Raw genomic sequence first — 19,278 nt, 5'->3', positions numbered from 1 at the left:
GAATTTAAATATGCAAGCTAGCCATTGCTAAGTGATTTATAAATCGTATCACCCACACCGATTAACTTATCATTTTTAAAAACCAGTGGTGTACATTCGTCTTTAGTCATCTTGCCATCAGAATGAATACTATGGGTTGCATAGAATAATACTTGGTACACATCATCACCCTGCTTTAATAACTCGGTAAAGTTAGGAGTATTTAGTTTGTTTAATACAGTTTGATAGCTGGTATCTAATGCAAGATTAGAGATCACTTCACGGTTATTTTTATGCTGCTTTTGCCAGCTAGATGAGCTACCAGCCCAATGTGTGTCTGCTTCACCGTCAGAAACAGCAATGACACAACCAGTTAAAAATGGTGCAGTTAGCGCGGCAATTAGAAGTGCTTTTTTCATGTTCTTTTATCCCGTAGAAATTGTTTTATAGTTGTTCACTTAATTGCAAACTACTTGCCAAACTTTTAAATCATAACTAAATCAATTATTTATGCTGTTTTTAGTTAAAAGGCTAAGTTATAAATTACTAACTACTTAGCTCTATTGACTAATAAATTGCGATTTAGACCAACCTGTTACGCATCTCGCCTTGATTAAATGCTTGGATATTCAAAGCAATTTCGTTAACTAAACGCACGATAGATTCTTGGCTGGCCCAAGCAATATGCGGAGTAAGTAATAAGTTTGCGCCTTTATACTGTGCCAGCGGATTTGATTGCTCTGCAGGTTCTTTACTGAGTACATCAACACCAGCTCCGGCAATAACATTATTAGCTAATGCGTCAGCTAAATCGGCTTCATTGATAATCCCACCACGAGCAGTATTAATAATGATAGCTGACGGTTTCATCATGCTTAATTCTGTCGCGGCGATTTGGTTGCGTGTTTCATCAGTAAGCGGGCAGTGAACACTAATAATATCCGCTATGGTTAGGGCATCATTAAAACTAACACGACCTTCACGAGGTGCATGGCCTTTTCGTTCACTGATGATGACATTAGCACCAAAAGCACGCGCTACATCGGCAACGGCTTTACCTAGTGAACCGTAACCAATAATTGCCAATGTTTTGCCGGCAATTTCTTTAAAGCTGTAATCTAAACGGCAAAACATAGGACTTTGCTGCCATAAGCCTTGCTGGCAATCATTAATATATCTGTGAGTATTGCCCAGTAAGTTAGTGATGAGAGTAAAGGTGTGCTGCACCACGCTCGGTGTTGAATAGCCCGCGACATTGGTCACCGCAATGCTATGCTCTTTGGCTGCTATTAAATCAATGTTGTTAGTCCCAGTCGCTGCAACACATATTAATTTTAAATTAGGTAATTTGCTCATGGCGTGCTGATCAATCACCACTTTATTACTGATAACGATATCGGCATCTTGGCAGCGCTCAACAACCTGTTCTTTAGCAGTTAAATCGTAACAAGTAAGTTTTCCTAATTGCGCTAAAGCATCTAACGATGTGTTGGCTAATGTTGCTGCATCAAGGACAGTAATATTCATGTGCTTTCCTTTTTTAATTTATTGCTTGACCTTGGGGTGTACTCCAAGGTTTATAGTGAGCATAATAAATAAACGCTTCACAATGGAGACGGTGATGAAAATAGGTGAGTTTGCCCGTCAGTTGGGTGTCTCAACAGATACGCTAAGGTACTACGAAAAGCATGGTTTGTTAACGCCAAGTTCGCGTTCAGATGTGGGATATCGTTTTTATTCTGAGAATGACCAGAAACAAATGACGTTTATTCTCAGAGCAAAGAATGTTGGCTTTAGTTTGGCTGAGATCAAAGAGTTGCTGCAAATTAAGTTTCATAAAGATCAGCATTCTTGTCATGAAGTTAAAGAAATGACGTTACAAAAACGTGACCTCGTTGCACAAAGAATTGCAGAGCTTACTCGCTTTTATGACTCACTTTCATTGTTGGCAGATAAATGTTGTGGCGGTGAAGAGCCTGCTGAAAACTGCTCAATACTAACGACGCTGGAGGATATCGATGGACTTACTCAATAATTTTTGGCATCTGTTTTTACTCTCAGCACCTTGGTTAATGCTGGGCTTATTCATAGCAGGTCTTCTCAATGTATATTTGCCTGCTAACTTTCTTAACCGGCATTTAGGCAAAGAAGGGTTGTGGACCACAGTTAAAGCAGCCTTTATAGGTGCTCCAATGCCCTTGTGCTCATGTGGTGTGATCCCAGCAGCCATTGGTTTAAGAAGAGCGGGGGCATCGAAAAGTGCCACCACCGCATTTTTAGTTTCAACCCCTGAAACTGGGGTCGATTCGGTTTCGGTATCTTATGTGTTGCTAGGCCCATTTATGGCGATAATACGTCCTATTGCCGCCGTGTGCAGCGCCATTGTGGCCGGCGTCTTAGTGGGGAAAGACAGTGAACTCCAACAAGTACAAAGTACAGAATCAGATAAAGAAAGTACTAAAGCAGACTCTTGTTGTAGTAGTAAACAGCCAAAGCCTGTGACCACAACGAGCTGTTGCAGTAAAGAGGCGCCAGCAAAGCCCGCACAAAGTTGTTGTAGTAGCAAGGAATCGCAACCAATACAGGGGCAGCAACAAAGTTGCTCAACAGAAAAAGCAGCGCCTATACAGAAAAGCTGTTGTAGCAGTGAGCAGCCAACCAAAGCCGTTGAAAGTCGTTTTAGCAAACTGAAACGCGCGGTGAGCTTTAGTTGCAATAAGCTGCTTGAAGACACCATGATTTGGCTAATGATCGGTTTATTCTTTGCAGCGCTTGTGCAAACTTATGTACCAGAATCTTTTTTAAGCCAGTGGGGGAATGGCATCCTTGCTATGCTGGTGGTTATTTTAATCAGTATTCCTATGTATATTTGTGCAACTGCATCGACACCTATAGCGGCAGGTTTATTACTCAGTGGTGTATCTCCGGGGGCGGTGCTTGTGTTTATGTTGGCAGGGCCGGCAACCAATATCGCAACGCTTGGTGTCGTTGGTAAAGAGCTTGGCAAGCGAGCGGTATTTGCCTACCTAATAGGTGTGATTGGCACGGCACTGGCTTTTGGCTTTTTAACCGATTATTTAGTGGCGCAATATGGTTTTGTGGTAGCGCCGATGATGGGTGAAGAGCACGAGGTTCTACCTCATTGGTTAAGCCTTGCTGCAGGTATTGTGTTGGCAATTTTAATACTCAGATTGCTGTTAAAAATGGTATTAAAAAAATCCTCGCAAACTGGTAAGAGCATTGCTTAATTATTTGTTATAGATAAATATTTTATACATTAATTGGCATTTAATTTGGTTAACTATCGCGTCTCGGTTCGCATTTAAAATTGCCTGAGTTATAATCCGTCAATTATTTTTAACGGTACGCTTTGCGTGCCGTTTTTTAACTTAAGTAGTTTTTAATGAGTGAAAGTGTGGATAAATACGCCGACATAAGACCTTACAATGATGATGAAGTAGCTGACTCAGTAGCGCGTTTGATTGCTGATAATGCCTTTGTAGATGTAATCGCTAAGTATAACTTACCGCGCTTTTTATCGAACTTCCCATTTATTACTCGCCCATTAGTGCGCAGCCAGCTGCGTAAAAAGTGGGGTAACACCGCATCGGTTGAGCAAGTTCAGCACGAAGTGGCTGATTATTTGAACAAACTAATCACCCGCACTACTTCAGAGGTAACGTTTTCGGGCATTGATAAACTAGACCCAAAACAAGCTTACTTATTTATCTCTAATCACCGCGATATAGTGCTTGATCCTGCGCTCGTTAATTGGGGCTTGTTTAAGCACAACATGCCGACAGTTCGTATCGCCATTGGTGATAACTTACTGCAAATTCCTTATATCACTGAGTTAATGCGTTTAAACAAGAGCTTTATTGTGAAGCGCTCAGCGAAAGCACCGAAAGAGATGCTAAAAGCGCTGTCGCAGCTGTCTGCTTATATTTATGACTCACTTGCTGAAGGCCACTCAATTTGGATAGCGCAAAAAGAAGGCCGAGCAAAAGACGGTTTTGACCAAACAGATCCTGCCCTGCTTAAAATGTTGCAGTTACAAGGCCGCAAGCAGAAGAAAGAGTTTGCTGAATACGTACGCGAATTAAAAATTGTACCTGTGTCTATCTCTTATCAATACGAGCCATGTGCGATTGCTAAAGCGAAAGAGCTTTATCATAAACAGCAACATGGCCAGTATGTGAAACAGCAGGGTGAAGACATAGCAAGTATTGTTGAAGGTTTTAGCACCGCTAAAGGGCATGTACATTTAGCGTTTGGCGAGCCAATTGAGTCGGGCTGTGAATCGCCTGAAGAGCTGGCAAAAACTATCGATCAGCAAATTGTTGATTCATTTTTCTTACACCCAGGCAATTATATTGCAGGTGGTTGTACGCAAGCTGTGATTAATGAAAAAGATGCCGCTGCATTTAATGAGCGTATCGCAAAAGTGCCAGAGGAGTTAAAGCCTTTGGTATTAGCTATGTACGCTAAGCCTTTTCATCGTAAAGCAGAACTTGCAACAAGCGAGTCTAAGTAAGCGAAACAAATAGTTTAAGAAGCCACTTTTTAAAGTGGCTTTTTTTATGGTTAATTTTCAGGCTATACTTTTACTATTACTTATTAACCGGCATTTGTGATGCAACAGATTGAAATATTTGAAATTCCAAGCCCTTGCAAAGGGATATGCCAAGTTAATAACCGGGGTTATTGTAAAGGCTGCTATCGTAGTCGTGATGAGCGATTTTATTGGAATAAGTTTACCAATGCAGAAAAACGTAAAGTGATCAGTCTATGCCAACAGCGTTACAAACGTTACCTTCAGAAAAAGCAACAAACTGAAAATCAACAATCAACGCCTGAGCAAGGAGGGTTTGATTTCTAAAATTCGGTGAGATTGTACTTTGATTTTAAAAATTGCACCGTGCCATTTTCATCAAATTTCTCTAGTACTCTAGTTAGTTTGGGTATTAGTTTCTCATGACGTTTATGAACAAAGTGATAGCTTTGCATTGGCATCAGCACTTGTTTGTGAAATGCATCTTGATCAAAGTCAGGGTGTTTAGTTGATAACATAAAATCGAGTAAAATTGCGCCTTCAACACGATTTTGCGTAAGTAGATTCAATTGAGCCGTGACATTTCTAACTTTTATTACATCACCTTTAAAAGGGTGTCGTTCAATGTAACTCTGTGCTGCAGGGTAACTTGATTGGATTGCGAGCGATTTTAGTTTTGGGTAATAGCATGTTTTGCAGTTTTTTAGCAGGATTAAATTAAAATCAAATAAAGGGTAGTTCACTTTTATTAAGTTTGGATAGCCTTCTTTGACATCAGCAATGCGACCAAGCTGACCATCTAATACACCTTGATTTGCGGCCTCCAGCGCATTTTGATGGCTAAAATCAATGATACTCATTTCGTAGCCAATTTCTTTATAGGCCATTTTAAGTAAATCAATAACAAAGCGAGCTTGTGGAGTATCAGCAGGGCGATTAAAAAAGAGAGTGTGGGTATTGGCTAAACTTGAAAAGCAAAAGAATAATAAAAAAAAGGCGAATCTGTGGCTCAGATATTTTGACAACATGCGTTCCTTGCGTACATAAATTGCTCGTTAATTTACTGGCAAGTGTTGCTAAAATCAAGTTTCGTCAGAGGCTTTTTTGGGCTAATTTATCGGATTAAACGATTTGAATTTTGTTATACTAGAAAAATCAAATTATTAAAGCTGAGAAAGTATGAGTTTCAATTTATGTAAATTGCCAAGAGAGCAAAAATATCAAATTCAATTGGACTACGAAGCATCATTTTGGGCTTATCAAATAAAGCGCGGTAAAAATACGCGTGAAGGTGTTTATACTGCAATAAATAATCGTCCTATGTCTGAGCAGGCTTTTCTTAAGCAACAATTTGAGCATTACCTTTCGTTAATGAGCTAGTCATGGCAGCGTTTAGATTTTGTTTACTTGAGCCAATTAAAACGCCGTTAGTAAATAAATTTTATGATAAACACAATGCACGTGGCCGAGCAACCAAGGCTGACCAAGTATGGGTTGCCTATAAAGATTCTGAGATAATCGCGGCGTGTAGAGTACAAGACCAATCAGGGTTATTATTTTTGTCTACTCTTTATGTAGATGAATTATGGCGTGGTCAAAGGGTTGCTTCGCAGCTACTTGCGGCCGTAACCGCTCGGCAAAAGAAGGTTGTTTTTACCTTCGTGTACCAAAATCTGATTGATTTTTATCTACAAAATGGGTTTAACTATATATTAACATTACCTAACTCCTTGCAATCACTATTTGAACTTTATGCACACCGAAAAATTGTTGCGATGCACTTTACGCGTGACACAGTGCCAAGTTAGCAATTTGGAACGTCAATGACTAAGTTCTTTTCCAGTATAACCATTTTTTTATTTTTGAGCTTTGTCTTGTTTAGCCACTGCGCTTATTCACAGGTTAAACGGTTATCAACCAGCGAAGGCTTATCGCAAAGTTATGTAAACACCATGCTCATTGATAACAGTGGCTATCTTTGGCTATCGACTGAGGGTGGGCTTAATCGCTACGACGGTTATCAGGTTGTTCATATCAAAGGACCTAATGGTGAGCTTGAAGATGCCATCATTGACCGTATTTACCAAGATCCTCAAGGCTATATTTGGATAGCTTCGCTACAAGCGGGTTTATTCCGTTATGATCCCACTTCCGATACTTATCAGCAGTTTATTGCTAAACCCACCACAGAAGAGCAAATTTTTATTGAGTCGGTGTTTAGTATGGTGGCTGTTGATGACAAAACACTATGGCTTGGTCGGGGTTGGGACTTTGCCAAGTTGGATTTAGAAACAAAACAAGTCACTTCAATTTTTGAAATCCCTGAGCGTGTAAAAAGCAGTGTTATAAGAGAGCTGTATGCTTATAACGGATTCATTTTTATGGGCACAAGTAATGGCGCTTATGTATATCAAATTGCTAGCGGTGAGGTTCGTAAGCTTGAGCACTTACAGCAAAAACCAAGTCATATTTATCAAAATTATGTGAAATCATTTGCAGTAATCGATCAAACAACTCTACTAGTCGGTGCTGTCAGAGGTTTGTATCAAGTTGATATCAGTAATTTAGAAGCGATGTTTGAGAATCCAAATAAGCCTTTCTCTAATAAAACCTTAATAAAAGATTTGAATATTTGGACCATCATTCAAGAAAAAGATGCGATTACTTTAGGTACGGATAAAGGGTTGTTTGAATATGACCTAGTAACAGCAGAGCTTAATAAAAATAAGCGTTTACGGGAAGGCGGCTATACGTTAGCTGATAACAGTATTATTGATATTGTAAAAGATAAATCGGGTGGCATGTGGCTGGCGACAAAAAATGATGGGGCCTTTTATTTATCTTATGATAATTACAACTTTATTAATGTGACTGCTAACTCACTGAAAGGTGATGGTTTATCACATCACTCGATTTGGAGTATTGCGGAGTTTAAAAATAGGCTTTGGCTGGCCACACACAACGGTTTAACAGCGGTTGACTTACAGACTAACGAAAGTGAAGTGTTCTTAAAAGACTACCAAGTTGACTTAATAACGACAGAGTTCAGCGTTTACCAAATAATGCCCTATAAAGATAAGTTGTGGTTACACACTAACAGGGGAATTTTGAGTTTTGATCCAGACACAAAACAAGCGTCACCTGTTAAGGCTGCAAATCCTGAAAATCAGGTTTTAATAAACGACTGGGTGCATGGCATATTATTAATGCCCTCGGGTGATCTTTACTATGTCCACCCTGATTACGGCATGTTTGTATACAATATTGATAGCCAAAAAGTGACCCGACTTGGTGGGAAATTTGATGAATTTGAGCCATTTTTAGCTTATGGGTTCTTACCCGCCTTATCTTCTAAGCCCGATGCGCCTTTATTTTATAATGCAGGTATTTTATATCAGGTTGATCCGCAGTCTTTCGAGTTGACAACGATTTATACTGTTCCCGAGCAACACGAAAATGTAGCCGTTAATGTGATGTCATACATCATAGATAATAACAATGTACTGTGGTTATCGCTTTCTAACTTTGGCTTAATCGGCCTAGATGCTAGCACCTATGAGCATATCTATACCATTGACCTTGAAAAAAATAAATTAGGAACCTTGTTATACGACATGGTACTTGATGAAGCGGGTATGATTTGGATGAGCAGCCATAAAGGGCTTTGGCGGCTTAATCCTAATAATCTTCACTTTCAACAATTTACAGGCTCAGAGGGGCTATTCTCTACAGAGTTTAATAGTGGTGCTTTCACAAAGCTTGAGTCAGGGCAAATTGTATATGGAACGCTCAAAGGGTTTACTTACTTTTCTCCTATGGATAACCACTACCAGCAAGCTTTAATTGATCACGTTAATATTACTAATCTTGATTTAATGTCTCGTGATCTACCTGCCGAGCTAAAGCAGCCTATTGATAGTGTCGTTCTTGAGCATGATGACATAGGTCTAGAAGTTGCCTTTTCGGCAATGGCATTTAATTATCAAGAACGTATCATTTATGAGTATCAACTCGGTGATGGTCAAAAAACCTATACCCGTAATAACAACCGGGTGTTATTCCCAAAACTTAGTGCGGGTAAGTATCAACTCAAAGTATGGGCAAAAGATCCATTAACAGGGGAGTTAACGCCACCCGCTATATTAAATATTGAAGTAAAGTACCCACTTTGGCGTGCTCCGCAATTCATTGTTTTGTATGTTTTATTAGTTGCACTTTTTGTCGCTGCTTGGGTTTTTAGACGAAATCGTATGCAACAAATTTTGCTTGCCGCCCATAAAGAAAGTAAAGAAAGTGAAGCACGCTTAAAGTTAGCGCTTGAAGGGAGTCATTCAGGTGTGTGGGATTGGTCTTCACAAAGTCCAATTATATATCAACCGCGCCTTAAGAATGAGCTAGGCTATGAAACAGACAGTGTTAATTTAGATGATTACTTAGCAAGAATTCACCCTCACGATAAGCAAACTTTCCGCTTAGAGTGGTTAGAGTTTTTATCAACACAAAAAGGTTATTTTAATTGCACCTACCGATTACGCCATGCTGATGGCAATTGGCGCTGGTATAAAGATTTTGGCAAAGTAGTTGAGTGGCAAGATAATGCGCCAGAAAAAGTAGCCGGTACCTATACCAATATGACACGAGAGCTCGTATTTGAAGAAAACGCGCGCTTGTTTGGTGCAGCGTTTGAGCAAACTCGCGATTGGGTGTTTATCTTAGATAAAAATCTGCGAATTCGAGCTACTAACAAATCATTTCAAGATGCATTTGGTTTTCCGGCTGAACCTCGTTCTAGTCGCTCGCTAACACTCGGTTTGTCTATTGCTGCCCGCATACATTATTTAAGAGTGATGCAAAAGCTGCAGTCTGGCGAGCATTTCTCAGCTGAAGACGTTGTAGAGGTAGCAACTGGTGAAAAGCGCCAAGTATTAATTAAAATTAGTGCCGTTGCAGGAAGTAATCGTCAGCTAGATAGTTACGTCATAATCGTGACTGATATTAGCGCGCAAAAATTGGCAGAGAGTGAATTACACTTATTGGCTAACTATGACGCCTTAACAGGTTTGCCAAATAAAACCTTATTTAATGACCGAGTTAATCACGCAATTGAGCAAGCTGCTTATCATCAAAATAAAGTCGCTTTGCTAAATATTAATATTAAACGCTTTAAATATTTTAATGATTCACTCGGTCGGGAAGAGTCAGACGAGTTACTGAAACGTGTTGCTAAACGTCTAAAGCAAGTTCTCAGACCGCAAGATAGTCTTGCACGTTTTGATGGTGATGAGTTTGTTATTTTAGCTGAAGACTTTAAACAAGTAGATGAGCTTTTATCATTGTGTGGACGAGTGATGGATAGTGTTGAAACGCATATCGAGCTCAGCCAACAAGCAGTAAAAGTAAACTTCAGTGTGGGAGTTGCTGTTTATCCTGATGATGCGCAAACCACCAAAGAATTATTAAAAGCATCTAATGTGGCTCTGTATCACGCCAAACAACTGGTCGAAGGTGGTTATCAGTTTTATAAGCAAGAAATGAACTTACAAGTGCAACGTACTTTGCATTTAGAATCGCAGTTAAGTAAAGCTTACCAAGAGCATGAGTTTTGTAATTTTTATCAGCCAATAGTCAGTGCTGAGTCACGCCAAGTCGCGGGGCTAGAAGTACTTTTACGTTGGCCAAATAAAGATGAATATAAGCCTGAAGATTTTGCGAACGCGGCAGAAAGCTCAGGGTTAATTACCAAAATAATGCTGCAGACTTTATCACGAGCTTTGATTGAGCTTCGTCAATGGCGCACGACGCATCCTGATTTATATATTTCGATTAATTTATCTGCTCTTGATTTTGAAAGTGTAAACTTAGTTGAAAATATTCATAAGGCGCTTGAAGCTAGTAAAGTGCCTGCCAGTGCGGTGGTTTTTGAAATTACTGAATCAGTCATGATGCATGATTCAGATAAAGCACAGCAGAGCATGGATAAACTCAAGGCCCTTGGTTGTCGGATTTATATGGATGACTTTGGAACTGGCTATGCGTCACTGACCTACTTAAAACGCTTTCCGGTTGATGTGCTAAAAATTGATAAAAGCTTTGTTAATGATATTGGTATTGATAAAGGTGATGAAGCGATTATCAACTCAACGCTTACGCTGGCAAAAAGCTTGGGTAAAGAATGTGTTGCCGAAGGCGTTGAAAACCGCACTCAATTGCAGTTCTTACGCTCTTTAGGCTGTGAGTACTTTCAAGGTTATCTATTTAGTAAACCTGTAGCAGGTGATGAAGTAAAAGCGCTTTTAGACACCCTGTGGGATGATGAGTTTTTAGGGTAAAGCCAAAGCTTTACCCTTTATTTAATCTTGGCGTTTACCGCAGTGGCGGCAATATAAATTACGATTGCGGTTTTTAAGTTCGTTATGAATCGCTTTGTTCGCCTCTTGCTGACTTAAGCCTAGTTTATAGCGTAAGTTCTCTAAATGTTCTTCTTCAACTGGCGATAAGTGGCCGTCTTCAATGGCTTCATGTACTGCATCGGTAAACACTTGTCTGCGTTTACGTAGCTGTTCAGAAAAGCTTGAAGCTAGCAAACCAGTTGGAATTGCCACCATGCCCATACTCACTAGTGTGATAGCACCACCAAATAAGCGGCCTAGAGGAGTCACAGGCACCACATCGCCATAACCAACGGTTGTAAGTGTCACCATGGCCCACCACATTGCAGCAGGTATAGAGCCAAATTTATCGGGCTGCACATCATGTTCAATTAAATAAATACCGCATGAGGCGATGATCAAGACCACGGCCATTATAAAAAATGCAGCAAGCAGTGAACTGCTTTCTTCTTTAAACGAGTTTAGTAATAGCTGCATCGCTCTTGAATAACGAGTGAGCTTAAAAATACGCATTAACCTAAGTACTCGTAAGAAACGTAAATCAACACTCACAAACATCATTAGAATGGTGGGTAAAATCGCAATGAGATCAATCAGCGCCATGGGCGAGAAGAAATACCTAATACGAATCTTTGAGTTTCTCAGCGTGCTTTCTTTGTGCACGCTTTTATCTACACATGACCAAAGCCTGAGCACATATTCTAGGCTGAAAATAGCAACAGAAATCAGCTCAATCATTAAAAATTCATAATGATACTGCTTTGCTAAAGGGCCAACCGACTCCAAAACAATTGCCACTACATTGATCATGATCAGCGACATCAAAAACACGTCAAGTGCGCGTCCTACACGTCGATATTTACCATTACCTTCAAAAACTCGTGCAGTGTAATTTCTTAAACGATGCAAAATAATGATCCAGTTTTAGTTAAGTTTTAGCACCATATTAATGCTGCCTTCTTCAAAGTCGCGGGTGATCTTAAACCCGAGTTTTCTTGCCAGCTCAATCATGCCAGTATTTTCAGGTAAAGTGATCCCTGAAATTTGTTTAACGCCTTGGTTTTTACAATGCTCAATCGCCGCATTCATTAATATTGTACCAAGCCCTAAACCTTGGCAATCAGAGCGCACCACAATTGCAAACTCAGCATCGAGCTTGTCTGGATCCATCAATACTCGAGATACCCCTAATGTACAGGCTGAACCATTTTGCTCTTGGCTGACAATAAACGCCATTTCTCGGTCATAATCAATTTGCGTCATTTTCGCGAGCTGATCATGATTAAATTGCGGTAATTCACCGAAGAAGCGCTTATATCTGTCTTCTTTGCTTAATGATTGATCAAACTCTAAGTGTGCTTGCTCATCTTCCGGTTTGATAGGTCTTAACTGTGCTTGGGTATTATTTTTAAGGGTTACTTCTTTCACTAATTCAATTGGGTAGGGACGAATACACAAGCGTTTACGGTTCGCTTTTGCTTTATAACGGCTAAGACCAATGGTCGCATCAAGGACCAAAAACTGCCCGTTACTGGCTAAAATTGGATTAAGTTCAACACTGGTGATATCAGGTTGATCGATAACCAGCTGCGAAATACGGGTGAGTAGGGCGCATAAACGGTATTTATCGACTTTTTCTGGTAGCACGCGGTCTTTAAGTACGCCTTTATCGTGCGCTGCAGCAATCAGGTATTTTGCCAAGTTCATATTAAGTGGCGGTAATGCCACTGCAGCTTGTGCGAACTCAAGTCCGGTGCCAGCTTCACCTAGTAAAATCACCGGACCAAAGTTAGGCTCTGTTTTGATGGCGATACGTAGCTCATTAGCACCCGCTCGCGGTGCCATTTTTTGCAGTGAGAAACCTTCAATATGGGCATCAGGGTAGGTGTTTTTGATTCGTAGCAGCATGGCAAAGGCTGTTTGCTCAACTTCTTGCGCATCATTTAAATTAAGGACAACACCACCGACTTCTGATTTAGAAGGAATACTTGGGCTAATTAGTTTTAACGCTACCGGAAAACCCAGCTCAATAGCTTGTTCTTTGGCTTCTGTTGGCGTGTAAGCAACCTCAGTTTGAATACAATCAATACCATAATGAGTGAGAATTTGACTAGCTTCATGGGTTGATAAATAGCTTTGCTCTTCGGCTAAAAACTCGCTCACCACAGAACGTGCAGCGTCTTTATTTATTTTTGCATCATCGGTGTTTGATTCTGGTGTTTGTGTTAAATGCTTTTGGTTACGACGATAACTTACTAAGTGCATAAAGGCACCCACCGCACCTTCAGGTGTACGGTAGGTTGGAATAGCGTTATTGGTACAGACTTTACGTGCAGCATAGGCGGCATCTTCACCCATAAAGTTAGTCATAACATAAGGGCGAGCCATTTTTGGGATTTTTTCCAAGGTTTCAACAATGATCTCTGCATAATCTTCACTCGGTGCAAGTGCTGAAGGAGTATGGATGATCAGCAAGTTTTTGACTTCTTTGGCTTGTAGCAAGATTTCTAAGGCTTGTTGATAGCGTCTTGGCGCTGAGTCACCAAAAATATCCACCGGATTTGAGGTCATTTCTGATTGCGGAATGACTTTATTAAGCGCAGCTCTGGTCTCATCGCTGAGCTCCGCCAGCTTTCCTGAGCTTTGCAAGAGCGTATCCACAGCCATGACACCTGGGCCGCCGCCATTGGTTAAAATGGTTAGCTGCTCGACTTTAAGAAGTTTTGGGTGCATTGCCAGCGTTTGTGTCGCAGCGAAAAGCTCTCGTAAGTCGTTTACCCTAAGCATACCTGCTCGCTGAAATAGCGCATCATAGACTGCATCTGAGCTTTGTTTGCCACCAGTGTGTATTTCTGCAGCGAGGGCACCAGCACTGGTTTTACCGGTTTTAATGGCGATTACAGGTTTGCTAAACGCAGCGGCTCGCGCTGCGGAAATAAAGCTGCGAATATCTTCAATATTATCGATATATAACAAAATAGCTTTAGTTTTTGCATCTCGGCCTAAAAAGTCGAGTAACTCATCAAAGTCGATATCTAGGCAATCACCCACAGATACAAAATATGAAAAGCCAATTTCTTTGTTTTTCGCCCAATCTAGAATGGTTGAGCAAACAGCCGCAGATTGCGATACAAAAGCAAGCTTTCCTGGGCTTGCAACCGTATGTGAAAAGCTGGCATTTAAACCAATATGAGGAATAAGTAAGCCCAAACAATTAGGCCCAAGTAAAGAAACATTTGCCTCAGCAGCTGCTTCTTTTAATGCGTGCTTTTGTTCGACGTTTAAACCCGCTGCAATTACCACCGCATGCTTACAACCAAGCTCTCCAAGCTCATTAATGATGTTAATTAAGGTGTTTTTATTAGTACAAATAACCGCAAGATCAGGCACTTTGGGTAGTGCAGCAATGCTTGGGTAGGCTAATACCCCGTGTACAGCGCTGTGATTTAAACTAACAGGCATGATTGGGCCTTTAAAGCCCCCCTGTAGTAAATTACGCATCACCACAAAGCCCGCTCGGTTAGGGGAATTTGAGGCGCCAATCACCGCGACCGATTTAGGATTAAAAAGTTGGCTAATACGTTTAACGCTCATGCTGTTTCCTTCGCTTGCGATGTTTGTTAAAACTTCAGGGTCTGTTAAGTTTAATACACTCAAACTAGAACCGACACGCTTCCAAAGTATTAAAAGTTATACTCATAAGATAACCTGTTTATAACTACTTTTCGAGTCAAAAACAGTGACCTACATCAAGGAGAAAAGCATGAATAAAGCGCAACCATTTAATATCGTTATTGCAGCGTGTGCATTGGCGGTCGGTTTGCTCGGATTAGGTTTTATTTTGAAAAGTGCAGCCCTTGATGTAAAGGGCATGGAGCGCACAGTTCATGTTAAAGGGCTAGCAGAAATGGAAGTGCCAGCCGACACCGTTATCTGGCCTTTACAGTTTTCTGATGCCGATAACAACCTTGAAAAACTAGTGGGTCGAGTTGAAGAGAAAAGTGATGCGGTTGTGGCTTTTTTAAAACTACATGGTTTTAGTGATGAAGAAATCAGCCTTGGTAGCCAATCGATTATTGATAAACAAGCTCGCGAATATGGCGGCGAGAATCAGCAGTTTCGTTATATTGCTCGTAATAATGTCATTGTTTATTCAAATGATATTGAAAAAGTGCAAAATGCCTTAGGCGCAGTAAGCCAATTAGCCAAACAAGGCATTGCGATAGTACAAGATAATTACGAAACGCGGATTCAATATTTATTTAATGGCTTAAATGAAATTAAGCCAAATATGATTCAAGAAGCAACCGAAAAAGCCCGCGAAGTAGCAATGAAATTTGCCAAAGATTCACAGTCTAAATTAGGTAAAATTAAAACAGCGCGTCAGGGGCAGTTTTCAATTTCTGATAGAGATTCAAACACACCTCAGCTGAAAAAAGTGCGTGTAGTTACCAGTGTTGAATATTATCTATCTGACTAAACCCAATACCACAGATAAAGGTAGCCGCATGCGTGTGCACACAATCACCATGCGGCAAATCGCTCCAAGCATAAAGCCGCCACTAAACGCCACAGCCACCCCCAATAAGCCAAACTGATCTTTTAATAGTACTGCCATTAAAACCGTGACACTGGTTGCACCAAGTAAGACATACAAGTTGATAAGCGGGTTGCCTTTTAACTTGATCATGCTACTGGCTAAAATTCTTGCTGGTAATAATAATTGCCCGAGTAACAGCAGCATTAAAATCCAAAATCCTTCTTGTAATTGGCTTTCGCCATAGAGAGTGAGTAGTGGCTTTGCGAGCAAGGCAAGTAGCAAAATAGCGGCAAAGTTAAAACGCCATACCACTTTCATTAACTCGCTAAGTTGCTGCTCGGTCGTCTCATCGGCCATTAAAATGGGTTTTAAATATTGGTTGGCGGCATTGCCTAAAATAGTCAGTAAGCCAGCAATCACTACCGCAGGAAAGAAGATACTCACGCCTTGTGCACCAAACCAGTGATGCACCAGTAAGACATCGAGTTTTGCTACCAACACGGTGCCTGCACCACTGGCGAGCATGATCAATGAGTCTTTACACCATTGCTTGGTTTGGTAGCGGGCAGTGCTTGCAACGATCATTTTTTTGATTAACCAATATTGATAAATGACTACGCACAAGATGCTACAAAACAACAAGATACAAATCTCGACTAACGATAAGTCGCCACGTATCAAGTACACGAAAAAGCAAAACCCCGCTGTTAGCAATTCAAAAATACACTGCTGCGTTATCAAGCCAATTTTTGGTTTATTCAAAGCCACTAAAAAAGCCGATTGGCTCTGCATAATGGCGCCAATCGGCACCAGTAATAGTAAATAGGCCACATGCTCTTGAGCGCTTTGGTGCGGTGAAATAGCCTGAAAGCTAATCACCACAGCAGCGACAAAAATCACCCCGAATAAACACGATGCAGCTAAATAAACATGTTTTAAGCCGCGTAGTAAGTCATGTTGCTGAGCTTTGTAGAGCGGGTAGCTAATACGCATTAAAGATGATGCAAAGCCCATACTCGCAGGTAATAACAAAATTTCACACAGTGCGAGTAACGCCGCGAAAGTACCAAACTCATCAGTACTTAATAACCTTGCAAGGCACAAGGTAAGCACAATACGGCTACCATGGTTAAGGGCGGTAAAACTACTGAGCGATAAAAACGCTTTAACAACATCCTTATTCATGGAGTTATTGATTGAGCGCGTTTAATAACTGTGCCGTTGGCACTTGCAAATAGGCCGCGCAAAGCAGCACTTTACTGTCGCTACTCGTTGCTTGATTGGCACCATAAAATTGCTTAAGGGTATTTACCAAGGCGCTGACTGCGCTCGGGCTGTGACTTTGGTCGACTTCCATCATGGCTAATAATGCAGAGAATTCATGTTTGGCTAGCATCTGAGTCGTGCTGTTTAGCGCTATAAAGCAACCTATAGGAGTGAGCTGCTGCTTATTTAATGTTTTTAACGCAACACCCAAGCTTTCGTTGCTTTCAAATAACATTAACGAACGCAAGTAATTAAAGGGGAGGTTATCAGCCTGACACTGCGTAAATAAATGATGTAATAGGGTGTTACCTTGGTTGTCGGTAATACAAAAAGCATTTTGAAACTTAAGACCAGGCGTGAAAAAGCTCAGTTTATCGATATCATCAATTAAGCCTACAGCTTCACTTGGCAGCGGGCTTGCTTCGAGTAAATGCGCTGCCACATTTTGTAAAAACAAGTATTTAACTTCACTACTGCACGCTAATTGATAGATATGCTGTAATTGTGCCGCTTGCAAAACTCCCGATAAACTTTGGTAATCGGCAATGAGTTCTTTTAACTGATGATGTTGAAGTCGGCTGTTCAATTGCTCAATCGCGCTTTGCATGGAGATACTCGTTTTTTATTATTTATACATTTATAGCTCAACTACTTGTTTAAATAAATAAAAAAGGCCGCTGAGCGGCCTTTTTCAAGTCTTTATTGGTTAAGCTGCTTGTTTCTTAGCAACCCATTGGTCAACAAACTTCTCTAGTACATTTAATGGTACTGCACCATTTTTAAGTACTACATCGTGGAATTCACGAATATCGAATTTATCGCCTAGTTTTTCTTTAGCCGCTTCACGAAGCTCTAAAATTTTCAACATACCTACTTTGTATGCCGTTGCTTGTGAAGGCATTACAATGTGACGCTCAACCATTTTAACGCCATCAGACGTCGCATTCGGTGTGTTATTTACGTAGTAGTCGATACCTTCTTGACGTGTCCACTTCATTGCGTGGATACCTGTATCTACTACTAGGCGACATGCGCGCCATAATTCCATCGCAAGACGACCAAAGTCTGAATAAGGGTCTTCGTATAAGCCCATTTCTTTTGGTACTAGCTCAGAGTATAAACCCCAACCTTCAACATACGCTGTGTAGCCGCCAAACTTACGGAACTTAGGTACACCTTCAAGCTCTTGCGCGATAGCAATTTGCATGTGGTGACCTGGAATACCTTCGTGGTATGCAAGTGCTTCCATTTGGTATGTTGGCATTGCTTCCATGTCGTAAAGGTTTGCGTAATAAATACCTGGGCGTGAGCCATCTGGCGCAGGTTGTTGGTAGAACGCTTTACCTGCTGCTTTTTCACGGAATGCTTCAACTGCTTTAACTTTAAGGTCAGCTTTTGGCTTAACAATGAATAGCTCGTCTAGACGAGATTTCATGTTATCGATAAGCGCTGTTGCTTCATCAAGGTAGCGTTGTTTACCTTCAGCGGTGTTAGGGTAGTAGAACTGCTTATCAGTTTTCATGAATTGCATGAATGCTTTAAGGTCACCTTTAAAGCCTACTTTATCTTTGATTGCACGCATTTCGTCGTGAATGCGCGCGACTTCAGCTAAACCGATAGTGTGGATTTCTTTCGCTGTTAAATCAGTTGTTGTGGTACGTGCTAAAGCGTTGTTGTAGAACGCTTCGCCGTCAGGGAATTTCCAAGCACCATCACGGTCATCAGCGCGTTTTTCTAACTGAGCTAAGAAGTTAATTAGCTTAGTGTAAGAAGGTTTTACTGCTGCTTTTAAGGCTTTTTCAGCGTCGCTGATAAGTGCAGATTTTTCGCTGTCGGCAATCTCTAATGCATTAACTTTACGTTTAAAGTCAGCTAGTAACGTTGAGTCTTCACCGTCATGGAATGGTGCGCCGCGTAAGATATTATTGCTTGAATCAATCACGTGTGGGAAAACAAATTTAGGCGCGATAATGCCTTTATCTGCACGTACTTCAAGGTCTTTGATTAGTTGATCAATAACCGTTGTAACACCATTTAAACGTGAGATATACGCTTTAGCATCAGATACATCGGCAATTTGATGTTGGTTGATTAAAAACGCAGGGATCATCGAGTGAACACCAAACATTTGGTTCACAGGGTAGTTGTAATGGCGCCATTTGAAATCAGCAATTTCGTTTTCTAAATCTTGCTTTTTAAGGTCGTAGCTTACTTTTGTTGCGTCATCTAATAGGTCGCGGTTAATTGCGTTAAGCGCAACTAGGTCAGCTTTAGTTTGTTCAAAGTCTTCTAAAACGCGCTCTTCGCTGCCATCATCCCATTTATCGTAATCTTTTTTGATGCCCATGTATGTTTGATAAATAGGGCTTTTCATTACATCACGGTTAAAAGTATCTTCGAAGAAGGCGTTAGCTTTATCGATTTCACTTTGTACAGGTTGGCTTTGTACACTTGGTGCAGGCTTCGGTTGCTCTTGCATTTGTTGGCAGCCGCCAAGCAATGCAACACTTACCGCCGCAGCGATGAAGGTCAGTTTACGCATTATCGTTCCT

General features: G+C 40.8%; 16 protein-coding genes. 8 read left to right on the top strand and 8 right to left on the bottom strand.

Annotated elements, in window-relative coordinates:
- Window positions 1-17 precede the first annotated feature (17 nt).
- Both CWB80_RS08085 and CWB80_RS08080 read right to left on the bottom strand, forming a co-directional pair.
- On the bottom strand, window positions 18-398 hold the full coding sequence (locus tag CWB80_RS08085) for a DUF3192 domain-containing protein (RefSeq protein WP_054552683.1): 381 nt from the start codon (window positions 396-398) through the stop codon (window positions 18-20).
- A gap of 163 nt (window positions 399-561) precedes the next feature.
- Window positions 562-1,506: a D-2-hydroxyacid dehydrogenase gene (locus CWB80_RS08080; RefSeq protein ID WP_138598877.1), complete on the bottom strand. Its 945-nt coding sequence runs from the start codon at window positions 1,504-1,506 to the stop codon at window positions 562-564.
- A gap of 94 nt (window positions 1,507-1,600) precedes the next feature.
- Between CWB80_RS08080 and zntR the strand changes: the two genes are divergently transcribed.
- The 4 genes from zntR to CWB80_RS08060 all read left to right on the top strand — a co-directional run bounded on the left by zntR (window position 1,601) and on the right by CWB80_RS08060 (window position 4,858).
- Window positions 1,601-2,014: a Zn(2+)-responsive transcriptional regulator gene (gene zntR / locus CWB80_RS08075; protein WP_138598924.1), complete on the top strand. Its 414-nt coding sequence runs from the start codon at window positions 1,601-1,603 to the stop codon at window positions 2,012-2,014.
- Window positions 1,998-3,227 carry an SO_0444 family Cu/Zn efflux transporter gene (locus CWB80_RS08070; protein WP_138598878.1) on the top strand — a complete coding sequence of 410 codons (1,230 nt, stop codon included), beginning with the start codon at window positions 1,998-2,000 and terminating at the stop codon, window positions 3,225-3,227. Before zntR ends, CWB80_RS08070 begins: the two co-directional genes overlap by 17 nt.
- A 155-nt stretch (window positions 3,228-3,382) precedes the next feature.
- On the top strand, window positions 3,383-4,513 hold the full coding sequence (locus CWB80_RS08065; protein WP_138598879.1) for a 1-acyl-sn-glycerol-3-phosphate acyltransferase: 1,131 nt from the start codon (window positions 3,383-3,385) through the stop codon (window positions 4,511-4,513).
- Between the two features lie 99 nt (window positions 4,514-4,612).
- Window positions 4,613-4,858 (top strand): DUF1289 domain-containing protein, encoded by a 246-nt coding sequence (locus CWB80_RS08060; protein ID WP_138598880.1) that lies wholly within the window; start codon window positions 4,613-4,615, stop codon window positions 4,856-4,858.
- On the opposite strand, the gene CWB80_RS08055 is transcribed toward CWB80_RS08060, so the two are convergent.
- Window positions 4,855-5,559: a transporter substrate-binding domain-containing protein gene (locus tag CWB80_RS08055; protein WP_138598881.1), complete on the bottom strand. Its 705-nt coding sequence runs from the start codon at window positions 5,557-5,559 to the stop codon at window positions 4,855-4,857. The genes CWB80_RS08060 and CWB80_RS08055 overlap by 4 nt on opposite strands.
- Before the next feature lie 151 nt (window positions 5,560-5,710).
- On the opposite strand from CWB80_RS08055, the gene CWB80_RS08050 reads away from it, so the two are divergent.
- The 3 genes from CWB80_RS08050 to CWB80_RS08040 are packed head-to-tail and all read left to right on the top strand — an operon-like array spanning window position 5,711 to window position 10,860.
- Window positions 5,711-5,911 carry a DUF3283 family protein gene (locus tag CWB80_RS08050; RefSeq protein ID WP_036966037.1) on the top strand — a complete coding sequence of 67 codons (201 nt, stop codon included), beginning with the start codon at window positions 5,711-5,713 and terminating at the stop codon, window positions 5,909-5,911.
- Window positions 5,912-5,913: 2 nt separating this feature from the next.
- On the top strand, window positions 5,914-6,339 hold the full coding sequence (locus tag CWB80_RS08045; RefSeq protein ID WP_054552678.1) for a GNAT family N-acetyltransferase: 426 nt from the start codon (window positions 5,914-5,916) through the stop codon (window positions 6,337-6,339).
- Window positions 6,340-6,354: 15 nt separating this feature from the next.
- Complete coding sequence (locus tag CWB80_RS08040; protein ID WP_138598882.1) at window positions 6,355-10,860, top strand: EAL domain-containing protein; 4,506 nt, start codon at window positions 6,355-6,357, stop codon at window positions 10,858-10,860.
- A 21-nt stretch (window positions 10,861-10,881) separates the two neighbouring features.
- Here CWB80_RS08040 and CWB80_RS08035 read toward each other — a convergent pair whose 3' ends face one another.
- The gene (locus CWB80_RS08035; protein WP_138598883.1) at window positions 10,882-11,835 is read right to left on the bottom strand and encodes an ion transporter; all 954 of its coding nucleotides are present in this window, start codon (window positions 11,833-11,835) and stop codon (window positions 10,882-10,884) included.
- 9 nt (window positions 11,836-11,844) lie between these two features.
- Complete coding sequence (locus CWB80_RS08030) at window positions 11,845-14,514, bottom strand: bifunctional acetate--CoA ligase family protein/GNAT family N-acetyltransferase (protein ID WP_138598884.1); 2,670 nt, start codon at window positions 14,512-14,514, stop codon at window positions 11,845-11,847.
- Between the two features lie 169 nt (window positions 14,515-14,683).
- On the opposite strand from CWB80_RS08030, the gene CWB80_RS08025 reads away from it, so the two are divergent.
- On the top strand, window positions 14,684-15,400 hold the full coding sequence (locus tag CWB80_RS08025; protein WP_054552674.1) for an SIMPL domain-containing protein: 717 nt from the start codon (window positions 14,684-14,686) through the stop codon (window positions 15,398-15,400).
- Here CWB80_RS08025 and CWB80_RS08020 read toward each other — a convergent pair.
- The 3 genes from CWB80_RS08020 to CWB80_RS08010 all read right to left on the bottom strand — a co-directional run bounded on the left by CWB80_RS08020 (window position 15,389) and on the right by CWB80_RS08010 (window position 19,268).
- Entirely contained in the window at window positions 15,389-16,645 is a 1,257-nt protein-coding gene (locus CWB80_RS08020; RefSeq protein WP_138598885.1) for a lipopolysaccharide biosynthesis protein, read from the bottom strand. The two genes, CWB80_RS08025 and CWB80_RS08020, sit on opposite strands and share 12 nt — an antisense overlap.
- A 4-nt stretch (window positions 16,646-16,649) precedes the next feature.
- A complete protein-coding gene (locus CWB80_RS08015) occupies window positions 16,650-17,333 on the bottom strand; it encodes a hypothetical protein (RefSeq protein WP_138598886.1) in 684 nt (227 codons plus the stop codon).
- 99 nt (window positions 17,334-17,432) lie between these two features.
- Window positions 17,433-19,268 carry a DUF885 domain-containing protein gene (locus tag CWB80_RS08010; RefSeq protein WP_138598887.1) on the bottom strand — a complete coding sequence of 612 codons (1,836 nt, stop codon included), beginning with the start codon at window positions 19,266-19,268 and terminating at the stop codon, window positions 17,433-17,435.
- Between the last annotated feature and the right edge of the window lie 10 nt (window positions 19,269-19,278).

It is taken from the genome of Pseudoalteromonas sp. S1650, assembly GCF_005887195.1.
In the GTDB taxonomy this organism is placed as follows: domain Bacteria; phylum Pseudomonadota; class Gammaproteobacteria; order Enterobacterales; family Alteromonadaceae; genus Pseudoalteromonas; species Pseudoalteromonas simplex.
The sequence above is the reverse complement of the archived record's forward strand: the minus strand, read 5'-3'. Positions and strand labels throughout refer to the sequence as shown.